Here is a 21,412-nt window from a genome sequence, read left to right as displayed (position 1 = left end):
CGCCGCGACGCCGCAGCATGCGACGGGAGACGCGAATCGCCACCATGCCCGACCCGGTGCCCGACGACGACCCAGCGCCCGCCGGCTTCGGCGCCGAGCACGCCGTGCCGGGCGGAGCGGCGCTGATCGTCGCCGCCTTCTGGGCGGCATCCGTGCTCGGCCTGCCGGTCGCCGTCGCGGCCCCGTCGGCCGCGCTGTGCGTCGCGCTGTGCGTCCTGCCCCTGGTGCTGGCGCGCGCGGACCGCCGCCGGAAGCGGGATGCGGCGCGCGACACCTGGCTTCGGCTCCGCGCGAGCGAGCGCCGGTTCAAGCTCCTGGCCGACCACGCCGCCGACATGATCGTGGAAGCCGACCGCGACATGGTGCGCCGGTTCGTGTCGTCCAGCAGCCGAACGCTGCTGGGCTACGCCCCCGACGAGCTCGAAGGGACGGCCGTGATGGACATCGTCCACCCGGAGGACGCGCCGGGCTACCGCCTTGCCCTGGCCGGCCTCCTCGACGGCACGCGCGAACGCGTCGTCGCCACGCAGCGCTACCGCCGCAAGGACGGGAGCTACCGATGGATCGAAGGCAACATGCGCGCGACGCGCGACCCCGTCACGGGCGAGCCGAGCGGTTACGTGGGCGCCCTGCGGGACGTTTCGGACCGTCACGCCGCCGAGGCCGCCGTGCGGGCCAGCGAGGCCTTCCTGCGCGGCGTCGTGGATGCCAGCCCGGACTGCATCAAGGTCCTCGACCTCGACGGGGACATCTCCTTCATGAGCCGCAACGGCCTGTGCCTGCTCGAGTTCGACGGGGCCCGGGACGCGCTCGGCCGGGACTTCGTGGGCCTGTGGCCGGTGGAGGTGCGGCCGACGGCGCGGTCTGCGGTCGCCGCCGCGGCGGCCGGCGCGTCGTCGCGGTTCCGGGCGCACTGCGTTTCCGCCAAGGACAACCCGCTCCACCTCGACGTCGTGATCGCGCCGATCCTGGGGGCGAACGGCCGGCCCGAGCGCCTGCTCGCGCTGTCGCGCGACGTCAGCGCCGCCGTGGGGGCGGAGGAAGCGCTCGGGCGCGTGCGGGACCGTTACCGCCTGCTCGCCGAAAACTCGTCCGACGTCGTGATGCTGCGCGAGCCGGGGCCGGACGGCGCCGCCCTCTACGTGTCGCCCTCCTCGGCCCGCGTGCTGGGCTACCCGCCCGACGAGGTCGCGCGGGGGCGCCTCGCCGACGTCATCCATCCCGACGACCGCGACGCCGTGCGGGCCCTGCTGGCGCGGCTCGGCCCGGACGACGGCATCGTGCTCCATACCCACCGCGTCGCGCGCGGGGACGGCGACCTCATCTGGGTCGAAGGCGCGTTCCACATGGCGGAGCGGGTCGGCGGGCCCGTGGTGGTGGTGGCGCTGCGCGACGTCACGGAGCGCCGGCAGCGCGCCGACGACCTGGCTGCCGCCAAGGACATGGCCGAGCGGGCGCAGCGCGACGCCGAGGCCGCCAGCCAGGCCAAGAGCGATTTCCTCGCCGCCATGAGCCACGAGATCCGCACGCCGCTGAACAGCATCATCGGCTTCACCGACCTGATGATCGACGCGGGCGGGCTGCCCGCCTCGGCGGCGTCGCAGGCCGAGCTGATCCGCGCCGCCGGGGCGGCCCTGCTGACCGTGGTCAACGACATCCTCGACTTCTCCAAGGCGGAAGCCGGCGCGGTCGAGCTCGAAGCCATCCCGTTCTCGCCCGAAGCGCTGGCCGAGGGCTGCGCCGCCATCCTGCGCGGCTACGCGGGCACGAAGGCGCTCGACATCGAGGTCGAGATCGCCGCGGGCCTGCCGGCGGGGCTCGTCGGCGACGAGGGCCGCCTGCGCCAGGTGCTGCTGAACCTGCTCAACAACGCCGTGAAGTTCACGCCGCGGGGACGGGTGGTGCTCAGGGTGTCGAGCCTCGGCACGGCGGGCTCGGGCGGCGAAACCGTGCGCTTCGAGGTGGCCGACACCGGCATCGGCATCGCGCGCGACAAGCAGCACCGGCTGTTCGAGCGCTTCTCCCAGGTCGACAGTTCGGTGGCGCGCCGGTTCGGCGGCTCCGGCCTGGGCCTCGCCATCTGCAAGCGCCTCGTCGAGCTGATGGGCGGGGAGATCGGCGTGTCGAGCCGCGAGGGCGACGGCTCGACCTTCTGGTTCACCGTCACGCTGCCGCCGTCCGCCGTCACGGCGCCGAGCCCGCCCCAGCGCGCCGGCGCGTCCCGCGTCGCCCGCATCCTGGTCGTCGAGGACATCGACATCAACCAGCGCCTCGCCGTGGCGCTGCTCGAAGCCGCGGGCCACGCCGTCGACGTCGCGGGCGATGGCGCGCAGGCCGTGGCGGCCGTCGCGGCGGCACCCTACGACCTCGTCCTCATGGACGTGCAGATGCCCGGCATGGACGGCGTCACGGCGACGCGCCTCATCCGCGCTTCGGCGGGCCCGCAGCGCAGCGTGCCGATCGTCGCCATGACGGCCAACGTGTTTCCCGAACAGGTGCGGGCTTTCCGCGAGGCCGGCATGGACGGCCATCTCGGCAAGCCGCTGAACCGCGCGCAGCTCCATGCCGCCGTGGCGCGCTGGACGGCCGGAAGCGGCGCCGGTCCGGCGGCGCTGCCCTTCGACGAGGCCGCCTACGCGCAGCTCGGAACCTACCTCGGCCCCGCGCGGCTCGACGACGTGCTGTCGCGCCTGGCGGCGTCCCTGCCGCAGCGCTTCTCGCCGGGTTCCGTCGCGATCCCCGACGACCTGCGCCGGTGGAAGGCCGACGCCCACGTGGTGCTGTCCGTCGCCGGGATGGCGGGCCTGTCCGATCTCGCGGCCCGTTCCCGCGCGCTCGAAGCGGCGGTGCCGGGGAGCGACGGCTACGCGACCTGCCTCGAGGCCGTGCGGGCCGCGCGCGACGCGGCGGTCGAGCGCGTCGCCGACCTCCGGCGGGACCTGGCCCGGCGCAGCGCGGAGGGGACCGCCGGCTGAGCCCGGACCGCGTCCCCGCGCGGCGTCACCGCGCGCCGATGCTCGACGTGACGTCCCGGTCCCTCGCCGGCGCGCCAAGCCGGGGCCGCGCGGGGGGCGCGGCGTCCCGGTCGTCGGCCGGCACGGCGAAGCTGATGAGCGGGGGCTCGTCCGGCGTGGGCGTCGCCGCGCGGGCACGGGGCGGAGGCGCGTCCGGCGTCAGGGCGAGGGCCATGGCGGCTGGCGCCCTCGGCGGCGGCGCGGACCGCGCCACGACGGCGGGAAGCGGCACGGCGGCTTCGAGCATCGGCGGTCCGGCCCGCAGGGCGGGGGCGGGCAGGGGGGCCCGGGCGACGTCCATCTCCTCCTCGGCGGCCGGCGGGTCCGGCGTGTCGTCCCGGGACGGCGGGCCGGGCAGGTTCGGCTGCGGCACGGGCTTGCAGTAGCGGCGGGGCGCGCGCGACGTCCCGCCATGGTGCGCCAGGTCCATGTGGAAGTGGTTGTAATGAAAGATGTTGTAGCCCGGGCCGAGCACCGTGGTGAACGCGCCGCAGGCGCCCGCGTGGGCCTCGTGCAGGAAGGCGCGCTCCTGCTCGTCCCCGGCGTTGAAGCTGCGCATGACGGTCAGCGTCCGGCCGTCGGCGAGGGTGAAGCCGCCGATGTCGATCGCGTTGGCGAAGGCATGCTCGCTGAGGTTCGCGCCGCTGCGGTTGTTGATCCCGCGGCAGTTGTAGCTGCCCATCGAGTCGATCGCCACGACGCGCTCGCCGAACCGCGCCTGTGCGGCGGGCTGGACGACCTCGCGCACCCACGCGTCCAGGGCGGCGACCATCGGGCAGTTCAGGGTCTGGGCGGTGTTGAGCGCGACGCTGCCGTCGTCGAGCGCCGTCACCTTGAACGGGTGATCGGCGCCGCAGATGCCGGGCCCGCTCACCGGGTGGAACGGCCGCACGCTGGCGGATTCGCGGACGAGCCCCTGGGCGAGGCAGGCCGCCTCGGCCTGGGAACGCCACGGCGGCCGCTCGGCGTGGCGATAATCCGAGCAGCCGGCGAGGACGGCGAGGGTCAGAAGGATCGGGAAGGGGCGGAGCCGCATCCGGGCAGATTGCGTCGCACCGCTTAAGCCCCGCTCAACCGCGCCGATCGCCGCGGTCGCGAGCGCCGGTCATAGTTAATTCCGCGTCGATCGACGGGGATGCCGATGCGTCCCCGTCGCGCGCGTCAGATCGCGGGGTCGATGCCCGTCGGCATGCCGCCGACGGAGCCGATGTAGGAGCGGACCCGCGCCCGCCCGTGCCCGGTGTCGCGCCGCGACGTCAGGGACGCTTCCTCCTCGCCGGGGATGGGGGTGCGCTCGGGGCCGGGCGACACGGCCGACTCGGGCGCGAGGTCGATGCCGGCGCTCGGGTTCGCGGTCCCGACGCCGATGCGCTCGCGGACGTCCCGCACCGCGCCCGCGTCCACGAGCGGGTCGTGACGCTGCGCGCTGTCGGCATCCGCCGCGTCGGCCGGGTCGCGCCGCGCTTCGGCGGCGAGCGGCCGCGACCATCCCCCCGCCTTCCACTCCGTTTCGCGCTCGTCGAGGTTCACGGCGCCGTCGCGGTCGAGGATGTCGATGGCGCGCTCGTAGCCGGCCTCGCCGGTGTGGACCGCGAGCGCGACGCCGCCGCGGTTCAGGCCCTCCTGGTAGGTCGCCTTGTCGTCCTCCGGCATGAAGACGAAGATGTCGAGGAGGGCGCGGAACAGGCCGACGTCGCGGTGCGGCGCCGCGTGTCCCTGCACGGCCTCGCCGGCCACGACGTGGATGTCGGCTTCGGCGAAGCCGGCGGCCAGCAGGTCGGCCTTGGCGTGGTCGGCTTCCCCCTGCGATTCGAAGAAGGCCGTCACGGTCTGGCGGCTCCGGGCCTGCGGGTCACTGTCCATCGCGTTTCTCCCTGTTCGGGCGGAAACACGGCGACGCCCTGGGGCGTTCCACGATCCCCGATCGAAAGCGGGGCGTCAGCGCAGCGGCGGGCGCGCCCCGAAGATCGCCGTGCCCACGCGGACGTGGGTGGCGCCGAGCTGGATGCCGAGCTCGAAGTCCGAGCTCATGCCCATCGACAGACCTGGGACCCCGTTGGCTGCGGCGATCTTGGCGAGCAGCGCGAAATGCGGCGACGCCTGCTCGTCGGCCGGCGGGATGCACATCAGCCCCGCGACGTCGAGGCCGAGCGCGTCGCGGCAATGCTTCAGAAAGGCGTCGGCGTCGCCCGGCAGGACGCCGGCCTTCTGCGGCTCCGCCCCGGTGTTGACCTCGACGAAGAGCTTCACCGCCCTGCCGGCGCGCGCGATCTCGGCCGCCAGCGCTTCGGCGATCTTCGGGCGGTCGACCGTCTCGATGACGTCGAACAGTTCGACGGCCTCGCGGGCCTTGTTGGACTGGAGCGGGCCGATGAGGTGCAGCTCGACGCCCGGGAAGCGTTCGCGCAGCTCCAGCCACTTGCCCTTGGTTTCCTGCACGCGGTTCTCGCCGAAGGCGCGGTGGCCGGCTTCGAGCGCGGGCGCGACGACCGCCGCGGCATGCGTCTTCGACACCGCGACGAGCGACACGGAGCCGGGATCGCGGCCGACGTCGCGCGCCGAGCGGGCCACCTGCGCGGCCACCGCGGCCAGGCGGGCGGGGACGTCGTCGGGGGCGGTCTCGGTGTCGGCCATCGGGCTGGTCCTATTGGAGGGCCGGGGGACGGGGTCCATTCTCCCGGCGGGGGGCCCTTATGGCATGGGCAGGAGGGCTGGACGATGGAGGAGCGCGATCGGCGGGGCGTGTCCTACGAGGACGATGTTTATGGCTGGTCACGACATCAGGCCGCCCTGCTGCGTCAGGGTCGTTACGACGATGTCGACATGGAGAACGTGGCCGAGGAGATCGAGCGCGTGGGACGGTCGCAGGTCGCGTCGCTGCGCTCGTGCTATCGCCTGATCGCCGCCCATCTCCTCAAAGTCCTGTTCCAGCCGGAACGCTTCACCCGCAGCTGGCAGGGAACGGTCGTGAGAGAGCGCTTCAACGCTTCGGCCTACCTGGACGAGAACTTGAGCCTCGAACCGCGCCGGGCGGACATCTTCGCCGAAGCCTATGCGCAGGCGCGCAGGCTGGCATCCGCCGAAACGGGGATGGGTCTGGAAGCGTTTCCGGCCGACGCTCCCTTCAGCTGGGAACAGGCGTCCAGCGAAGAATATCAGCCCTGGACGGCACTGGCCGAGCCACCCGCGCGCGGCGCCTGAAGCGCCCTCACCGCATCGCCAGCGCCGCCGCCCGGTTGCCGGAGCGGATCGCGCCCTCGATGGTGGACGGCAGGCCGGTCTGGGTCCAGTCGCCGGCGAGCACGAGGTTGCGCCAGGCCGTCTCGGGGCCGGGGCGCAGGGCGTCCTGCTCGGGCGAGGCCGCGAAGGTGGCGCGCTTCTCGCGGATGATGCGGTGGCGCGGCAGCACGTCGGGATCGTGGCCCGTCACGGCGGCGACCTCGCGCCACAGCCGGGCGACCAGCTCCTCCTTCGGCGTGTCGAGGAAGCGGTCGGCGTCGCTGATCGTCACCGACAGCCGTCCCGCGAAGGAGAAGACCCATTCCGACGCGCTGTTGACCAGCCCGATCATCAGGGGATGGCCGGGGGGCGCGTCCGCCAGGAAGTGGGCGTTGACGATGGAGCGGAAGTCCGTCGGCACCGTCAGGCCCGGCACCAGCGTGGCGGCCACCGGCGCCGTCACGGCCAGGATCACGCCGTCGCCGGGCTGAAGGACGGTCGACTCCTCGTCGGCGAAGTCGAGCGCCGACACCCGGCCCCCGTCCAGCGTCAGGCCGCGCAGGCGGTGGTCGAAGCGGATCTCGACGCCGCGCTTCCGCAGCGTGTCGAGCGCCGGGTCGACGAAGGCTTCGGCCAGACCCTCGGTGGCGACGAGCGGCCGGCAGGCGTCGCCCCCCTTGGCGAGCGACTCGCGGATGACCGCGCCGGCCAGCGCGGCCGACGATGTCTTCGGATCGGTGTTCAGGGCCGCGACCAGCAGCGGATGCCACAGCCGGTCCCACAGCGGTCCCTCGCAGCGCATCACGTCCTGGATGCGGTCGCGCGGGCCGGCGCGCAGCAGCTTGCCGAGGCCGAGATAGTCGCGCCAGCCGGTGCCCGGCACGCGGCGGCGCGCCACGAAGATCCACCAGGGCAGGCGGCCGGCATTGGGGATCACCTGCCAGCGCGCGCCCGTGGCGAGGTCGGCGAAGTCGAAGGCGGCGTCGCGCGTCGGCTTCAGCTTGTCGGAGGCCCCCACGGCCGCGACATAGTCCGCCACCGCGGCATTGCCGGACAGCACGAGGTGGTTGCCGTTGTCGATCGCCATCCCGAGAGCCGGGTCGTGGTAGGAGCGGCAGCGGCCGCCGGCGTGGCGGGACGCTTCGTGCAGCACGACGCGCCTGCGCGCCGGGTCGAGCTTCAGGGCGGCGGCGAGCCCGGCGAGGCCCGCGCCCACGACGTGGATCGTGCCGGGCATCAGAACAGGCCGTGCCGGACGAGCGAGATCAACAATCGCAGCTTGGGTTTCCTCACGCGCTCGCGGGGGGCGGCGAAGCCCCGCTTGGCGGTGGCTTCCAGCACGGCGCCGTAGACGGCGCCCATCAGCCGCGGCGCCCGCGTGGCGCGGCGGGGCTCGCGCGCCATGATGGCCTGGGCTTCGGCGAAGTGCTGCCGCGCTTCGCTCACGATGGGGGCGCACACGCTGGGCAGGGCGGGGTGGGCCGCCACCGCGGCCGGGTCCGTGGTGGTGATCCCCGCCGCTTCCAGCTTTTCGCGCGGCAGATACAGGCGGCCCATGGCGGCATCCTCGTCGATGTCGCGCAGGATGTTGGTCTTCTGCAGGGCGCGGCCGAGGTGGTGGGCGAGGCCCCGGCCGTTGGCGTCCGAAACGCCGAAGATCATCACGGACAGGCGGCCGACCGCGGAGGCGACGCGGTCGCAGTAGAGGTCGAGCGTGGCCTCGTCGGGGGCGCGGATGTCCTCCGCGGCGTCCATCGCCATGCCGTCGATCACGGCCACGAAGTCGTCGCGCTTCAGGCCGTAGCGGCGCACCGCTTCGGCGAGCGGCGCCGTGTCGGGCGTGGGCCGGCCGGCGTAGAGGGCATCGACGCCGTCGCGCCAGCGGGCGAGGCCGGCGGAGCGCTCCTCGCGCGTGCCGCCGTCGTCCGCCACGTCGTCGACGGCCCGGCAGAAGGCATAGACGGCATACATGGCTTCGCGCTGCGGCTTCGGCAGGATGCGCATGCCGGCGTAGAAGGACGAGCCGGCCGCCTGGGCGGCCTGGGCGACGCCGACCGCGGGTTGGGTCGCGGCGCTCATGCCCGGCCCACCCGGGCGGCCGCCGGCGCCGCGGGCCTGCGGAACAGGCGCCCGACCGCGGTGCGGGCCGCGCCGACGCCGCCGATGCGCAGGTATTCGGCCTTGTTGTGGTGCACGCGCTCGCTCAGGGGATCGTGGCTCATCAGGGTGGTGGTGAGGTGGCGCGCCAGCGCGATGATGACCGCTGTTTCGAGGCTCATGCGGAAGTCGGCCACCTGGCGGGGCAGGACGCCGCCCTCGTCGAGCAGGCCCATGGTGCGGACCGCGAGGTCGCGGAACAGCGTCCGCAGCGCCGGGGACGCCCGGTCGGCGCCGAGCGCCTCGTGCGGCACGCCGGCGGCCGCCAGGGCGTCGTCGGGGATGTAGACGCGGTCCAGGTCGCGGAAGTCCTTTCCGCAGTCCTGCAGGTGGTTGATGATCTGCAGCGCCGCGCAGACGGCGTCCGACGCCGCCCAGGTGGACTCGCTTTCGCCGTGCACGTCGAGGACGTAGCGGCCGACCGGCATGGCGCTGAGGCTGCAATAGTGGATGAGGTCGGCCCAGTCGGCCGTGCGGTTCTTGGTGACGTCGAGCCGGAAGGCGGCGATGAGGTCCTGGGCGTGGCGCGGCGTCAGGCGGCGCTCGGCCAGCACGGCGCGCAGCGGGCGCGCCACGGGCTCGTCGTCGCGGCGGCCCAGCAGGGCCTGTTCCAGCCGGTCGAGGTGGTCGAGCTTCTCCGCCGGCGTCAGCGTCGCGTGGTCGGCGACGTCGTCGGCAGCGCGGACGAAATGGTAGAAGGCCATCACGGCCGGCCGGTGCCGGGCCGCGATGAGGTGCGACGCCACGGGAAAATTCTCGTCCGTGTGGGTCTTGCCCGACGCGACGTCGCTGGCTGTGGTCATGCTGCTGTCTGGTCCCGCCGGCCCGGTGTCGAGGCCGTGTCTTTATGTGAAAAGCCCCGGTGTGGAAAGGCGCGGGGCGCCGCGGCTCACTCGGCGGCGTTGCGCTTCGGCATGTAGCCCTTCTGCTTCAGGTGCTTGGCGAGGATCTGGCGGATGGCGTCCGACACCGTGGGGATGGGCGTGCGGGTGCGGCGCCACTCGTCGACGGCCTTCAGCATGGCGTCGTCGAAGCCGATCACCTTCTTGACCGGGTAGAGCTGGGGCCGGGGCATGGCGCGCCTGGAGCGGGATCGGGACCCGACGAGAGCTAGGAGCGGATGCAGCGTCTGTCAAACGGCGACGCGCCCGATCCAGTCGCGCGCGCCGTCGGCCGATCTGAAGTCGTCGAGGCTTCGGGCCGGCACGCCGGGATGCGCGGCCGACGCCATCTCGGCCAGCGCCCGGCCGGGTCCGAGCTCGAGGAACGCGCTCGCCCCCGCTTCCACGGCCGCCGCGAGGCCGTCCGCCCAGCGGATCGTCGTCGAGATCTGCCGCGCCAGCTTGTCCAGCCCGGCCCAAACGTCCAGCACGGGGGCGGCGTCGACCCCGCTCAGCAGCCGCACCCCGGGCGGCACCCGCGTCGCGACCTCGGCGGCGGACAGCGCGTCCCGGAAAGCCGTCGAGGCCGCCGCCAGCCTGGCCGTGTGCGACGCGACCCGGACGCCGACCCGTACGACGCGCCCCGCGCCGGCCGCCCGCGCGGCCCCTTCCAAGGCCGTGAGCTCCCCCGCCGAGCCGCCGAGCACGAGGGCGTCGCCCGGATTGACGATCGCCACCGCGCCGCCGTGTTCGCCGCACAGGCGGTCCACCGCACCGCGGCCGAGGCCGCGCACGAAGAGCAGCCCGTCCCCGGGCTCGCTCGCGGCGTCCATGGCGGCGGCGCGCGCGACCGCGAGGTCGAGCGCCGCTTCGGGGCGGATCAGCCCCGCCGCCGCCCAGGCCCCGAGTTCGCCGACGCTGTATCCCGCCACGATGCGCCGGCCTGCGACCAGACCGGGCAGGGCGGCCAGCGCCGCCACGGCCTGCAGCGTGCAGAGCACCTGGCCGACGCGGTTCCCGTGCAGCGTCGCGTCGTCGGCGTCGCGCACGAGCGCGCGTGGGTCGCGGCCGCCGAGCAGGGCGGCGGCATGGTCGAACAGGCGGGCCGCCGCGGGCGCGTCGCCCGTGACGGCGAACATCGCGGGGTGTTGCGGCCCCTGGCCGGAGCAGAGCAGGGCGAGGGTCATGGCGCCTCCCAGGCGTCGACGAACAGCGTCATGGCGAGGAGGTCCGCCGAGCCGCCGGGGCTCAGGCGGCGCTCGACGAAGGCGCGGTGGATGCGGAGCGCGTCGCCGCGCCAGCCGGGCGCGCCGACGCCGCCGCGGGCCGTGAAGGCCGCGGCCTCGCGGCGCGCGAAGGCGAGGCCGTCCGGGCCGCCGCGGTGGAGGACGCTGGTGTCTTCGAGGGCGGCCACGAGGGCGAAGCAGCAGTGCACGCGGGCCGCTTCGTCGTCGCCGGGTGCCAGGCGGCGGCCGTGGCGGAGCGCGGGCAGGCCGACGCGGTAGAGGGTCGGGAAGCCGGCGGCGGCCTCGGCGCGCGCGCCGCCCGCCCCGTGCAGGCGGCGCGCCGCGGCACCGTGGGAACGGAGCGGCGCGGGGCCGTCCAGGATGGCGGCACCCCACAGGGCGGCGACCGCGTCGCCGAGGGTGGATGGCGCGGGCCGTGGAACGGTTTCGCCCGTGTCCGCCGAAGGGAGACGGTCCGCCGCCCCGGCGGCCGCGCACAACAGCCCCAGGCCGAAGATGGCGCCGCGATGCGTGTTCACCCCGCCGGTCGCCGCCAGCATGTCGGCTTCCGCCGCGATGCCGAGGGCGCGCAGGCGCCCCATCCCGGCGCCCGCGCGCCCCGCCCCGGCCAGCGCGGCGAAGTGCGGGCGGAGCGCGGCCGCGCTGCGGCGGAACGTGCCGGCATCCATGTCGTCGTGGCTGCCCGGATCGATCCGGCTCACCAGGCCCGGCTTCGGCCAGGCGTCCACCTCGCGGTCGAGCCCGTCGACGGCCAGCGCCGCCACGCCGTCAGGGTCCCGGGCCCGGTGCGGCGCGTCAGCCCGCGCGGGTCGCGAGCTCACGCACCCGCTCGGCGATGTCGGCCGCCTTGGGCCGTCCGCCCCGCTCCTTGCCGAGCGCGTCGCGCCGGTCGCGCGTGTCGGCGCGGCCGAGCACGGCGGCGAGCTGGTCGGCGAGGGGCTTCGACGGGTCCCACGTTTCCAGCACGCCGCCCGTCCGTGCGAGGTTGTCGAGCCCGGGCGCGAAGACCGGGGTCGACCGCGCCTTCTCCGTCAGAACCTCGACGGACAGCTTCGTCACCCGCGCCATGGACGGCAGGTCCATCACCTCGGGTTCGGCGCCGGGCAGCCCGACGAGCACCCGCGTGGCCAGCGCGGTGGCGATGAAGGCGCCCGCGGCCGTGTGCCCGTACAGGATGCCCACGGTCGGCCGGCCCCGGAGGTCGGCGAGGATCAGGCCCTTGGCGAGGTGGGCCAGGAACTCGTTCAGGCCCAGGAGCTCGTCGCGCTTGCTCATGCGCTGGCTGTCGCTGTCGACCAGCACGATCACCGGGGCGTCGCCGCCCCGCTCCAGCGCGTCGAGGACGTGGCCGCCGAGCTTCAGCGCCCCGTCGACGCCCAGCGGCGCGCGCCCTTCCACGCCGATCACCGCCGCGACGGCGCCGCCCTTCATCGTGGCCGAGCCCGACAGCAGCCCGTCGGTGCGGGCGATGTCGTGGCCGTCGGGGAACAGCGACTGCAGGATCTCATCGAGCGTCATGCGAGGGCTCCGCGACACGGCCCGCGAGGGCGATGAAATCGTCGGCGGGCAGGCCCGGCACGGCCCCGGCGTCGTCGACGCCCCGCTTCGCCCACACGTCGCGGGCGTCGGCGCAGGCGCCGAAGCGGTCGAGGCGCTCCCGCAGGCGCGCCTGCTCGTTCCGCAGCGTGTCGAGCGTCAGCGGCCCCGTCGTCCGCAGCAGGTCGAGGGCGCAGGCGCGAAACGCGTCCACGGTGTCGTCCGCGAAGGCGTCGGCGCCGCCGATCAGCCGGCGGTGCTTGCCGCCGGTGGTGCGCCACACGAGCGGGCGGTCCTTGGAGTCGAACTCCTCGACGCCGCGGTTGGTCTCGATCACCTCCGGGCCCGACACGCCGATGCGGCCCTGTTCCGACACGGCGAGCGCCGAGCAGCAGCCCGCGATCAGCCCGCCGCCGCCGAAGCAGCCGCTGCGGCCGCCGACGAGGCCCAAGACCGTCACGCCGGCATGGCGCGCCTCCACCACGGCCCGCATGATCTCCGCGATGGCGAGTTCGCCGGCGTTGGCTTCCTGGAGGCGCACGCCGCCGGTGTCGAACAGGATCAACACGGGCGTCGACGTCAGGTCCCGCGCGGCGCGAAGCAGGCCGGTGAGCTTGGCGCCGTGGACTTCGCCGAAGGCGCCGCCCATGAAGCGCCCCTCCTGGGCGGCGACCAGCACGGCCCCGCCGCCCAGCGTGCCGGCCCCCACCACCATGCCGTCGTCGAACTGCTCGGGCAGGTCGAAGACCTGGAGGTGCGGGCTCGTTTCGCGCTGCTCGGGGCCGACGAACTCGGTGAAGCTGCCCGCGTCGAGCAGCAGGCGCACGCGCTGGCGGGCCGAAGCCTCGTACCAGCTCACGCCGCCGCGGCCGCTTTCCGACGTTCCCCCGGGTGTGAGGTCGCTCATCGGCCTTCCTCCAAGGATCGCACGGCCTGCGACAGGCGCAGCGCCACCGTGTCGGGGCGCGCGCCGCCGTCGTTGATCGACAGGCGCAGGCCGCCCGGCGAGCGGCGCTCGACGAAGTCGGACACCACGGCGGCCCACACGTCGCCGAACCCCTTGGCGGTGGTGGCGATGGCGACCTCGCAGTCGGTGTCGGGCAGAACCCGCTCGACCAGCACTTCGAGGTTGCCCGAAGCCACGACGCCCACGAGCGCGAGCGGCTTGTCGCCCGGCGCGCGCGTTTTGGCCTTGTGGCGGTAGGTCAGGTTTTCCATCGGGGGTGGCCTTCTCGGGAGGGCGCGATCGGGACGGCGTTGGCGGGCGGCGGCGCGGGTTCCCCCGGGACCGTTCACCAGTTCCGGAACTTGGCCGGCGGGGCGTAGAGCCCGCCCGACCAGTGCACGAGGTCCTTGACGGAGCGCGCCGCCAGCAGGCTCCGGTCGGCGTCGAGCGGGTCGACGCCGAGGTCCTCGGGCCTTTGGATGACCTTGCGGGCGCGCAGCCGTTCCACCATCGCGCGGTCCCGCCCGCGGCCGATCTCGGTGTAGCCCGCGACGCCGCGGATGGCCTGCTCGCGTTCGGCCGGGCTGCGGCACAGCAGGAGGTTGGCGACGCCTTCCTCCGTGACGATGTGGGTCGTGTCGTCGGCGTAGACCATCACGGGCGCGAGCTCGAGGTCGAGCTTTTCGGCGAGGTTCAGCGCGTCGAGCTTCTCGACGAACAGCGGCACGTTGCCGTCCCCGAAGGTTTCCCCGATCTGCACCACGAGCTTGCGGCCGCGCCGGAGCGGCGCCGGGGCGTCGGGGTCGGCTTCCCGCCCGGCCTTCAGCCAGGGGGCGGAGGGGTGGCGGCGGCCGCGCGGGTCAGAGCCCATGTTGGGCGCGCCGCCGAAGCCCGCCACCCGGCTCGTCGTCACGGTCGAGGAATGGCCGGCGAGGTCGATCTGCAGCGTCGAGCCGATGAACATGTCGCAGGCGTAGAGGCCCGCCGTCTGGCAGAAGGCGCGGTTCGAGCGCAGCGACCCGTCGGCCCCGGTGAAATACACGTCCGGCCGGGCCCGGATGTAGTCGTCCATGCCGACCTCCGAGCCGAAGGAGTGGATCTGCTCCACCCATCCCGATTCAATGGCGGGGATCAGCGTCGGGTGCGGGTTCAGCGCCCAATGGGTGCAGATTTCGCCCTTCAGCCCCAGGCGGTCGGCGTAGGTGGGAAGCAGGAGCTCGATGGCGGCGGTGTTGAAGCCGATCCCGTGGTTGAGGCGCTTGACCGCGTAGGGCGCGTAGATGCCCTTGATGGCCAGCATGGCGGTGAGGATCTGGGTTTCCGTCACGGCGCCGGGGTCGCGGGTGAACAGCGGCTCGACGTAGAACGGCCGCCCGGCTTCCACGACGAAATGCACCCGGTCCCCCGGGATGTCGACGCGCGGCACGCGGTCGACGATCTCGTTGACCTGCGCCACCACCACGCCGTTCTTGAACGTGGTGGCCTCGACCACGGTCGGCGTGTCCTCCGTGTTGGGGCCGGTGTACAGGTTGCCGTCGCGGTCCGCCGACACGGCGGCGATCAGCGCCACATGGGGCGTGAGATCGATGAAATAGCGGGCGAAGAGTTCGAGGTAGGTGTGGACCGCGCCGAGCTCGATCTTTCCCCCGAACAGCATCCGCGCCACGCGCGCCGCCTGCGGCCCCGAATAGGAATAGTCGAGCCGCTTGGCGATGCCGGATTCGAACACGTCGAGATGTTCGGGCAGCACGACGCCGGACTGCACCATGTGGAGGTCGTGGACCACCGCCGGGTCCACCCGCGTCAACGCTTCGGCGAGCAGGTCCGCCTGCTTCTGGTTGTCACCTTCCAGGCACACCCGGTCGCCGGGCTTCAGCAGCGCTTCCAGGAGCTTCGCGGCGTCGTCGCGGTGAACCGCCTTGCCCCGGGCGAGCACCCGCCCCGCCGCGACGCGCTCGTCCCTGGCCGTCCCGTCCCGGCTCCAGTCCCTCATGGCGACATCCCGGCTGTGGCGCCCGACCGGGGCCCCTCGCGGCGCAAACTAAAAGCAAAGAGGCCGGGTTCAAGCCATATTGCATTTTTTGCCGCGAACTTCTCGCCCCGGCGCATACAGGATTGCAATCGTCCCGTTTCCGTGCATGCTGACCTGCAGCAGGCGCAGACCTGCGACGGATCGGGAACCGCGGCGCCATCGCCGACGGGTCCCCAGGCGGCGATGGCCGCCGCGAGGGTTGGAAACGCCGCTGCGACGCGGCCGACGGGGTCGGCCGCGTCCACGCCCTTCCTCGCCGCGGCGCCCGTCGATGGCGGCGGTCGAAAGTCTCGACCGCCGGGAGCGCGAACGCGCCGCCGCTCGTGCGGCGCGGCGCGGCGGGGATGCGTCGGCATGCCCGTCGCTCGGTGGGGCGGAGGACACGCGATGTCGGGATCGATCGACGACGGGACGCTCGGGGGCGTGCGACCGCGCCGCACACCGCTCGACCGGGACCAGATCGTCGGGTTCTGGGCCGCCTGGGCGGGTTGGCTGCTCGACGGCATGGACAGCGTGATCTACGCCCTCGTCCTCATCCCCGCCCTGACCGAACTCCTGCCCCGCTCCGGCATCGAAGCCACCCCGGCCAACACCGGCTACATCGGCTCGATCCTGTTCGCGCTGTTCCTGGTCGGCTGGGGGCTGTCCTTCGTGTGGGGGCCGATCGGCGACCGCTTCGGCCGCACCCGGACGCTGGCCGCCACCGTGCTGATCTACTCGGTCTTCACCGGCGCGGCGGCGCTGTCGCAGAACGTCTACGAGTTGGCGCTGTTCCGCTTCCTCGCCGGCATCGGCATCGGCGGCGAATGGGCCATGGCGGGGACCTACGTGGCCGAAGCCTGGCCGGAAGACCGGCGCAAGATGGGCGCCGGCTACCTGCAGAGCGGCTATTACTTCGGGTTCTTTGCCGCCGCGGCCCTCAACGCCACGGTCGGCGCGGTCTACGGCTGGCGCGCCATGTTCCTGTGCGGGCTGTTTCCGGTGGTCGTGTCGGTGGTCACCCTGTTCAAGGTGAAGGAGCCCGAGCGCTGGGAAGCCCTGCACGAGGCCGGGGCGAAGCGCGTCAGCCCGCTGCTGCAGATCTTCGGGCCGCAGTACCGGACGCGGACACTCGTCATGTCGACGCTCCTGACCGTCGCGATCATCGGCCTGTGGGCCGGCTCGGTCTACGAGCCCGCGGCCGCCATCACGTTGGCCAAGGGCGCCGGCTACGCCCCCGCGGAAGCCGTGCGCTTCGCGTCCTACGGCACCGCCATCCTGTCGCTCGGGACCGTCCTGGGCTGCCTCGTCGTGCCGATGATGGCCGAACGCCTGGGTCGCCGCGCCACGCTGGCGCTGTTCTTTTCCGGAATGCTGGTGTTCGTGGCGCTGAGCTTCGGCTGGGCCTTCTACCTGCCGCCGGAGCGGGCGCTGCCGACGTTCCTGACGCTGCTGTTCTTTCTCGGCTTCTCGGGGGCCAACTTCGCGCTCTTCTCGCTGTGGCTGCCCGAGCTGTTCGGCACGGACGTGCGGGCCACCGCCTTCGCGTTCTGCACGTCCGTGGGCCGCTTCATCGGCGCCGGCGTCAACTTCGCGCTCGGCGCCGCCGTGCACGGCATGGGCACGCTGGGCACGCCCGTGGCCTGGACCGCGGTGGCGTTCGGGTTCGGCCTGCTCGTGATCCCCTTCGCGGCCGAAACGCGCGGCCAGCCCCTGCCGCGGTGAGGGAGGCGCGGCCCGTGCCCCCCTGCCACGGCGAAGCGCGGCCCGAGCCGGGCGCCGACGTCGGCGACGGCAGGCTGCTGTCGGACCGCATCCGCAACGCCCTGACGGACGAGATCGCCTCCGGACAGCTCGGGGCCGGGACGGGCCTCGACGAGCAGACCCTCGCGGACCGGTTCGGCGCGTCGCGCACCCCGGTCCGGGAAGCCCTGCGCCAACTGGCCGTTTCGGGCCTCGTCGAGGTCCGGCCCCGGCGCGGCGTGGTGGTGACCCGCCTCACGCCGGCCCGCATCATGGACATGTTCGAAACCATCGCGGAGGTCGAGACCATGTGCGTGCGGATCGCCACCCACCGCATGACGCCGATCGAGCGGGGCCGCCTCAACGAGCTTCACGAAGCGTCGCGGGCCTTCGTCGCGGGGCGCGACCTCGACGCCTACGAGCGGTTCAACCGCGACTTCCACGGCCTGCTCTACGTCGCCACCCACAACGGCTTCATGGCCGAACAGGCCGTCGCCATCCGGGCGCGGCTCGACGTGTTCCGCCGCACCCAGCTCCGCCACGGCGACCGCATCGCGGCCTCGCACGACGAGCACGCGCAGGTGCTGGCCGCGATCGCGGAAGGCGACGGCGAGCTCGCGGCGCGGCGCATGCGCGCCCACATGTTCAATGCCGCCAGCGCGTTGGGCCGCTACATCTCCGACACCACGGGGAGCTGAGCCCGCCGCGGCCCGGACCTAAAAAACATTTTAAGACGCCGCCGTCGCCCGACAATTGCGGCAGCGCTCGACTGACGCTAGTGCATGCAACAGCGTTTCGCCGGGTCCGCCGCGGGACGGTCTGCTTCGGCCGGGTTCGATCGGGCCGGGTCTGTTCCCGCGGCGCCCCGAAACGACATGGGAGGTCATGATGGATACCAGCAGGCGCAATTTCCTGGGCACCGCCGCGCTCGGCGCGGGCGGCCTCGTGGCGCTGACGGGCGCGGCCGTGGCCGGCACCCCGACGACGACCGACGACAAGGGTCAGGCCGGGCAGGGCGGCTTCGGCCGCGACGCCCAGCAGCTCCAGCCCGGCGCGCCCGTCGCCTACCACGACGCGAAGGACATCGGCGAGATGCCGGCCTTCACGCGCTCGCTCGACGGTTCGAAGCCGAAGATCACGTCGGGCGGCTGGGCCAAGGAGACCACCGTCCACTCGCTGCCGATCGCGACCGGCATCGCGGCCGTGCACATGTTCCTGAACCCCGGCGCGTCGCGCGAGCTCCATTGGCACGCCATCGCGGCCGAGTGGGCCTACGTGATTGACGGCCAGTGCCAGACGGTCGTGCTCGACCCGTCGGGCCAGACCGAGGTCAACAACTACAAGCCGGGCGACCTGTGGTTCTTCCCGAAGGGCCACGGCCATTCGATCCAGACCATCGGCGACAAGCCCTGCCACTTCATCCTGAACTTCGACAACGGCTCCTTCTCCGAGCACGGCACCTTTTCGATCACCGACTGGGTCGACGTTTCGCCCCACGACATGCTGGCGAAGAGCCTCGGCCTGACCCCCGCCGCCTTCGACGCTTTCCCCAAGGGTGAAACCTACATCCAGTCCGGCCCGGTGGTGCCCGTGTCGGAGGCGCGCGACGCGCCCTGGCCGAAGGAGTCGACCCACAAGTTCCGGCTCCTCGACGACCCGCGCGCCAAGCGCGACTTCGACGGCGGTTCCTTCCACCTCGCCACCGTCGACGAGTGGCCCATCCAGACGACGATGTCGGGCGCCCGCATGGTGATCAAGCCCGGCCAGATCAAGGAACTGCATTGGAACCCCAACGCCGATGAGTTCCAGTACTACCTTAAGGGCAAGGGGCAGATCGCGCTGTTCGGCTCGGGCGGCCGCGGCAAGGTGGCCGACGTCAAGGCCGGCGATTCCGCCTACGTGCCGCAGGGCTACGGCCACGCCATGCTGAACACCGGCGACGAGGACCTGGAGATCATCCAGACCTGGAACGCCGGCAAGTTCGAGGAGATCACCCTCAAGCACTGGATGGGCACGGCCCCGAAGTACCTGCTGTCGAACAACCTCGCCGGCGTGCCGGCCGCGACCGTCGACAAGCTCGACAGCGAGGCCTGACCGGCTTCGGCGTCGCCGACCCCGGCGGGATCGCGCGGGCGATCCCGCCGCCACGACGGCGGCGCCCGCCCGGGGCGCCGCGCCTTCCCCGGCCGGCGATCAAAGGTTTTCCCATCGCGGTGAACGAAAAGGCCGGCCCGCGAGGGCCGGCCTTTTCGTTTCGCCGTCACGCGCGGGCGACGATGTTTTCCAGCATCTCCTGCCGTCCGGAGCGCGGGCTTGGGGCCAGCGCCCGGGCTTCCGCCGCGGCCGCGATCTCCTCCAGGCTGCCGCCGAGCGCGGCGTGACCGGGGCGGTCCCATCCCGCGTAGCGCTCCGCCACCGCGCCGGCCAGCTTGCCGGCTTCGACCAGGCGGGCGGCGGCCAAAAAGGCCTGCGCGCAAACGTCGATTCCGCCCACATGGGCGTGCACCAGGTCCTCGGCGTCGATCGACTGCCGCCTGACCTTGGCGTCGAAGTTCAGGCCGCCGGTCGTCAGGCCGCCGCCCTTGATCATCTCGTGGAACGCCAGCGTGAGCTGCGGCACGTCGTTGGGGAACTGGTCGGTGTCCCAGCCGAGCAGCGGGTCGCCGCGGTTGACGTCCAGCGAGCCCAGGATGCCGAAGGCGTTCGCGACCGCGATCTCGTGTTCGAACGTGTGGCCGGCGAGGATGGCGTGGTTCTCCTCGAGGTTCAACTTGACGTCCTTCTCGAGCCCGTAGTGCCGGAGGAACCCGTAGACGGTGGCGGCGTCGAAGTCGTACTGGTGCTTGGAGGGCTCCTTCGGCTTCGGCTCGATGAGGATCGGGCCCTGGAAGCCGATCCGGTGCTTGTGGTCGACCACCAGCGCCAGGAACCGCCCCATCTGGTCGAGCTCGCGCTTGAGGTCGGTGTTGAGCAGCGTCTCGTAGCCCTCGCGACCGCCCCACATCACGTAGTTGGCGCCGCCGAGGCCGTGCGTCAGCTCGAGCGCGGTCTTCACCGTCGCGGCCGACCAGGCGAACACGTCCGGATCCGGGTTGGTGGCCGCCCCCGCCATGAAGCGCGGGTGGCTGAACAGGTTGGCGGTGCCCCACAGCAGCTTCACACCCGTGGCGGCCTGCTTCTCGGCCAGCACCTCGCCCACGGCCCGCGTGTTGGCCAGGGTCGCCGCGAGGGTGTCGCCTTCGGGCGCGATGTCGCGGTCGTGGAACGTGTAGAAGGGCACATCGAGCACGCGGAACAGGTCGAAGGCGGCGTCCGCCTTGGCCCGGGCCGCCGCCATGGCGTCGCCGCCCATCCAGGGCCGCGCGATCGTGGGGGCGCCGAACGGGTCGGCCCCGTTCATCACGAAGCTGTGCCAGTAGCACACGGCCAGGCGCAGGTGGTCGCGCAGCGGCCGGCCCAGCACGACGCGGTCGGCGTCGTAATGGCGGTAGGCCAGGGGATTGGTGGAGTCCGGCCCCTCGAAGCGGACCGTCGGCATGTCGGAAAAGATCGTCACGGCAGGTTGTCCTTCAGGTAGATGTCGATCCGCACCGGATCGGGTCGGAAGTCGTCCCGCCCGTCCGCGAGGGCTTTGAGGGTCTGCACGGCCCTGCGCACCTCGTCCGACGGGTCCTGGTTGATGGCGGCGTCGAAGGTGCCGCCGAGCAGGGCTTCGCGCATGAAGGGCGTCAGCTCGTGCCCGACCGCGACGACGTCGCCGGCCCGGCCCGCGGCTTCGAGCGCGGCGACGATGCCGCGGTTGCCCGCCCCCATGCTGTAGATGCCCACGAGGTCGGGGCAGGCCCGCAGCGCCTCGGTCACGATCGGCTCCGTCACGGCCCAATCATCGAGGCCCTCGGCGACGGGCAGCAGCGACAGGGCGGGGAAGTCGCGCTCCATCGTTTGCGCGAAGCCGAGCCGGCGCTCCGCGTGGTCGCGCAGCGTCATCCGCCCCGCCACCGTCAGCACCCGGCCGCGCCGGCCGCCGACGAACCGCCCCAGCAGGGACGCCGCCACGCGGCCGGCCGCGACGTTGTCGGGGCCGATGAAGCAGGTGCGCCGCGACGGCGTGGCGTCGGACACCATGGTGACGACCGCGATGCCGTCGGCGTGCAGCCGGGCGATCGCGTCGCGCACCTCGGGGGCGTCCACCGCCACCACGGCGATGCCCATGGCGTCCCGCCCGCGGCGGGCCCCGAGCTGGCGCGCCAGGTCGAGCGGGTCGAAGGCCGCGTAGGTTTCCACCGTCAGCGTCATGCGCTGGTCCAGCCCCCGCGCCGCGGCGGCGTCGATCTCGTGCCGGACGGCCTGCATGAAGCTGTTCTGCGGCAGGTCCGGCACGAGGAAGCGGAACCGGTAGCGCCGGCCGCGGGCGAGGTTGGCCGCCGCCAGGTCGCGGCGGAAGCCGAGCCGCTCCACGGCGTCCTGCACCGCCCGGGCGGTGACGTCGCGCACCCCGGGCCGCCCGTTGAGCACGCGGTCCACCGTGGCGAGGCTCACGCCGGCCGCCACGGCCACATCGCCCGCCGTCGCCGGCCGCCCTCCCTCCATCGTGTTCCGTCCTTTTGTCGTGTTGATGTACGTCAATCATCCTTCACGCCGCAAATCAAGCCGGCGCT

The 21,412-nt window shown here is 73.2% G+C and carries 20 protein-coding genes; 5 read left to right on the top strand and 15 right to left on the bottom strand.

The genetic code is table 11. The features are described from left to right. Window positions 1-44 precede the first annotated feature (44 nt). Window positions 45-2,975 carry a PAS domain S-box protein gene (locus D3273_RS04565; RefSeq protein ID WP_129223956.1) on the top strand — a complete coding sequence of 977 codons (2,931 nt, stop codon included), beginning with the start codon at window positions 45-47 and terminating at the stop codon, window positions 2,973-2,975. Window positions 2,976-3,000: 25 nt separating this feature from the next. Here the strand turns inward: D3273_RS04565 and D3273_RS04560 are convergent, their stop codons facing one another. The 3 genes from D3273_RS04560 to D3273_RS04550 all read right to left on the bottom strand — a co-directional run bounded on the left by D3273_RS04560 (window position 3,001) and on the right by D3273_RS04550 (window position 5,648). After that, window positions 3,001-4,050: an extensin-like domain-containing protein gene (locus tag D3273_RS04560; RefSeq protein WP_129223954.1), complete on the bottom strand. Its 1,050-nt coding sequence runs from the start codon at window positions 4,048-4,050 to the stop codon at window positions 3,001-3,003. A gap of 125 nt (window positions 4,051-4,175) precedes the next feature. Beyond that, window positions 4,176-4,877: a hypothetical protein gene (locus D3273_RS04555; protein WP_129223952.1), complete on the bottom strand. Its 702-nt coding sequence runs from the start codon at window positions 4,875-4,877 to the stop codon at window positions 4,176-4,178. A 75-nt stretch (window positions 4,878-4,952) separates the two neighbouring features. Beyond that, complete coding sequence (locus D3273_RS04550) at window positions 4,953-5,648, bottom strand: YggS family pyridoxal phosphate-dependent enzyme (RefSeq protein ID WP_129223950.1); 696 nt, start codon at window positions 5,646-5,648, stop codon at window positions 4,953-4,955. An 84-nt stretch (window positions 5,649-5,732) separates the two neighbouring features. Here D3273_RS04550 and D3273_RS04545 point away from each other — a divergent pair, with 84 nt between their 5' ends. Then, a complete protein-coding gene (locus D3273_RS04545; RefSeq protein ID WP_129223948.1) occupies window positions 5,733-6,215 on the top strand; it encodes a DUF29 domain-containing protein in 483 nt (160 codons plus the stop codon). A gap of 7 nt (window positions 6,216-6,222) precedes the next feature. On the opposite strand, the gene hpnE is transcribed toward D3273_RS04545, so the two are convergent. From hpnE to mdcA, 10 genes are all read right to left on the bottom strand, one after another. Next, a complete protein-coding gene (gene hpnE, locus D3273_RS04540; RefSeq protein WP_129223946.1) occupies window positions 6,223-7,470 on the bottom strand; it encodes a hydroxysqualene dehydroxylase HpnE in 1,248 nt (415 codons plus the stop codon). Continuing rightward, entirely contained in the window at window positions 7,470-8,312 is an 843-nt protein-coding gene (gene hpnD / locus D3273_RS04535) for a presqualene diphosphate synthase HpnD (RefSeq protein WP_129223944.1), read from the bottom strand. Before hpnD ends, hpnE begins: the two co-directional genes overlap by 1 nt. Beyond that, the gene (gene hpnC / locus D3273_RS04530; RefSeq protein WP_129223942.1) at window positions 8,309-9,193 is read right to left on the bottom strand and encodes a squalene synthase HpnC; all 885 of its coding nucleotides are present in this window, start codon (window positions 9,191-9,193) and stop codon (window positions 8,309-8,311) included. The genes hpnD and hpnC overlap by 4 nt, the downstream gene beginning before the upstream one ends. 86 nt (window positions 9,194-9,279) lie before the next feature. Then, window positions 9,280-9,465, bottom strand: coding sequence for a hypothetical protein (locus D3273_RS04525; RefSeq protein ID WP_129223940.1), 186 nt, complete (start codon window positions 9,463-9,465; stop codon window positions 9,280-9,282). A gap of 57 nt (window positions 9,466-9,522) precedes the next feature. Further along, window positions 9,523-10,458, bottom strand: coding sequence for an acyltransferase domain-containing protein (locus D3273_RS04520; RefSeq protein WP_129223938.1), 936 nt, complete (start codon window positions 10,456-10,458; stop codon window positions 9,523-9,525). Further along, window positions 10,455-11,339 carry a triphosphoribosyl-dephospho-CoA synthase MdcB gene (gene mdcB, locus D3273_RS04515; protein ID WP_129223936.1) on the bottom strand — a complete coding sequence of 295 codons (885 nt, stop codon included), beginning with the start codon at window positions 11,337-11,339 and terminating at the stop codon, window positions 10,455-10,457. Before mdcB ends, D3273_RS04520 begins: the two co-directional genes overlap by 4 nt. Continuing rightward, window positions 11,314-12,036, bottom strand: a complete 723-nt coding sequence (gene mdcE, locus D3273_RS04510) for a biotin-independent malonate decarboxylase subunit gamma (RefSeq protein WP_129223934.1) — start codon at window positions 12,034-12,036, stop codon at window positions 11,314-11,316. Before mdcE ends, mdcB begins: the two co-directional genes overlap by 26 nt. Further along, window positions 12,023-12,961 (bottom strand): biotin-independent malonate decarboxylase subunit beta, encoded by a 939-nt coding sequence (locus D3273_RS04505; RefSeq protein WP_129223932.1) that lies wholly within the window; start codon window positions 12,959-12,961, stop codon window positions 12,023-12,025. The genes mdcE and D3273_RS04505 overlap by 14 nt, the downstream gene beginning before the upstream one ends. Further along, window positions 12,958-13,272 (bottom strand): malonate decarboxylase acyl carrier protein, encoded by a 315-nt coding sequence (gene mdcC / locus D3273_RS04500; protein WP_129223930.1) that lies wholly within the window; start codon window positions 13,270-13,272, stop codon window positions 12,958-12,960. Before mdcC ends, D3273_RS04505 begins: the two co-directional genes overlap by 4 nt. Window positions 13,273-13,346: 74 nt before the next feature. After that, complete coding sequence (gene mdcA, locus D3273_RS04495) at window positions 13,347-14,993, bottom strand: malonate decarboxylase subunit alpha (protein ID WP_129223928.1); 1,647 nt, start codon at window positions 14,991-14,993, stop codon at window positions 13,347-13,349. 426 nt (window positions 14,994-15,419) lie between these two features. Between mdcA and D3273_RS04490 the strand changes: the two genes are divergently transcribed. The 3 genes from D3273_RS04490 to D3273_RS04480 all read left to right on the top strand — a co-directional run bounded on the left by D3273_RS04490 (window position 15,420) and on the right by D3273_RS04480 (window position 18,848). Next, a complete protein-coding gene (locus D3273_RS04490; RefSeq protein ID WP_129223926.1) occupies window positions 15,420-16,736 on the top strand; it encodes an MFS transporter in 1,317 nt (438 codons plus the stop codon). A 14-nt stretch (window positions 16,737-16,750) separates the two neighbouring features. Continuing rightward, complete coding sequence (locus D3273_RS04485; RefSeq protein WP_129223924.1) at window positions 16,751-17,452, top strand: GntR family transcriptional regulator; 702 nt, start codon at window positions 16,751-16,753, stop codon at window positions 17,450-17,452. A 190-nt stretch (window positions 17,453-17,642) separates the two neighbouring features. Beyond that, entirely contained in the window at window positions 17,643-18,848 is a 1,206-nt protein-coding gene (locus tag D3273_RS04480) for a cupin domain-containing protein (RefSeq protein ID WP_129223922.1), read from the top strand. 166 nt (window positions 18,849-19,014) lie between these two features. Here D3273_RS04480 and xylA read toward each other — a convergent pair whose 3' ends face one another. Both xylA and D3273_RS04470 read right to left on the bottom strand, forming a co-directional pair. Next, window positions 19,015-20,310 carry a xylose isomerase gene (xylA, locus tag D3273_RS04475; protein WP_281011195.1) on the bottom strand — a complete coding sequence of 432 codons (1,296 nt, stop codon included), beginning with the start codon at window positions 20,308-20,310 and terminating at the stop codon, window positions 19,015-19,017. Next, window positions 20,307-21,344, bottom strand: a complete 1,038-nt coding sequence (locus D3273_RS04470; RefSeq protein WP_129223920.1) for a LacI family DNA-binding transcriptional regulator — start codon at window positions 21,342-21,344, stop codon at window positions 20,307-20,309. Before D3273_RS04470 ends, xylA begins: the two co-directional genes overlap by 4 nt. Window positions 21,345-21,412: the final 68 nt, after the last annotated feature.

The organism is Lichenibacterium minor, assembly GCF_004137685.1.
Lineage (GTDB): Bacteria > Pseudomonadota > Alphaproteobacteria > Rhizobiales > Beijerinckiaceae > Lichenihabitans > Lichenihabitans minor.
The sequence above is the reverse complement of the archived record's forward strand: the minus strand, read 5'-3'. Positions and strand labels throughout refer to the sequence as shown.

Coding starts and splice junctions, on each gene's coding strand:
- D3273_RS04565 (WP_129223956.1), top strand. CDS start 45: ATGCCCGACCCGGTGCCCGACGACGACCCAGCGCCCGCCGGCTTCGGC.
- D3273_RS04560 (WP_129223954.1), bottom strand. CDS start 4,050: ATGCGGCTCCGCCCCTTCCCGATCCTTCTGACCCTCGCCGTCCTCGCC.
- D3273_RS04555 (WP_129223952.1), bottom strand. CDS start 4,877: ATGGACAGTGACCCGCAGGCCCGGAGCCGCCAGACCGTGACGGCCTTC.
- D3273_RS04550 (WP_129223950.1), bottom strand. CDS start 5,648: ATGGCCGACACCGAGACCGCCCCCGACGACGTCCCCGCCCGCCTGGCC.
- D3273_RS04545 (WP_129223948.1), top strand. CDS start 5,733: ATGGAGGAGCGCGATCGGCGGGGCGTGTCCTACGAGGACGATGTTTAT.
- hpnE (WP_129223946.1), bottom strand. CDS start 7,470: ATGCCCGGCACGATCCACGTCGTGGGCGCGGGCCTCGCCGGGCTCGCC.
- hpnD (WP_129223944.1), bottom strand. CDS start 8,312: ATGAGCGCCGCGACCCAACCCGCGGTCGGCGTCGCCCAGGCCGCCCAG.
- hpnC (WP_129223942.1), bottom strand. CDS start 9,193: ATGACCACAGCCAGCGACGTCGCGTCGGGCAAGACCCACACGGACGAG.
- D3273_RS04525 (WP_129223940.1), bottom strand. CDS start 9,465: ATGCCCCGGCCCCAGCTCTACCCGGTCAAGAAGGTGATCGGCTTCGAC.
- D3273_RS04520 (WP_129223938.1), bottom strand. CDS start 10,458: ATGACCCTCGCCCTGCTCTGCTCCGGCCAGGGGCCGCAACACCCCGCG.
- mdcE (WP_129223934.1), bottom strand. CDS start 12,036: ATGACGCTCGATGAGATCCTGCAGTCGCTGTTCCCCGACGGCCACGAC.
- D3273_RS04505 (WP_129223932.1), bottom strand. CDS start 12,961: ATGAGCGACCTCACACCCGGGGGAACGTCGGAAAGCGGCCGCGGCGGC.
- mdcC (WP_129223930.1), bottom strand. CDS start 13,272: ATGGAAAACCTGACCTACCGCCACAAGGCCAAAACGCGCGCGCCGGGC.
- mdcA (WP_129223928.1), bottom strand. CDS start 14,993: ATGAGGGACTGGAGCCGGGACGGGACGGCCAGGGACGAGCGCGTCGCG.
- D3273_RS04490 (WP_129223926.1), top strand. CDS start 15,420: ATGTCGGGATCGATCGACGACGGGACGCTCGGGGGCGTGCGACCGCGC.
- D3273_RS04480 (WP_129223922.1), top strand. CDS start 17,643: ATGGATACCAGCAGGCGCAATTTCCTGGGCACCGCCGCGCTCGGCGCG.
- D3273_RS04470 (WP_129223920.1), bottom strand. CDS start 21,344: ATGGAGGGAGGGCGGCCGGCGACGGCGGGCGATGTGGCCGTGGCGGCC.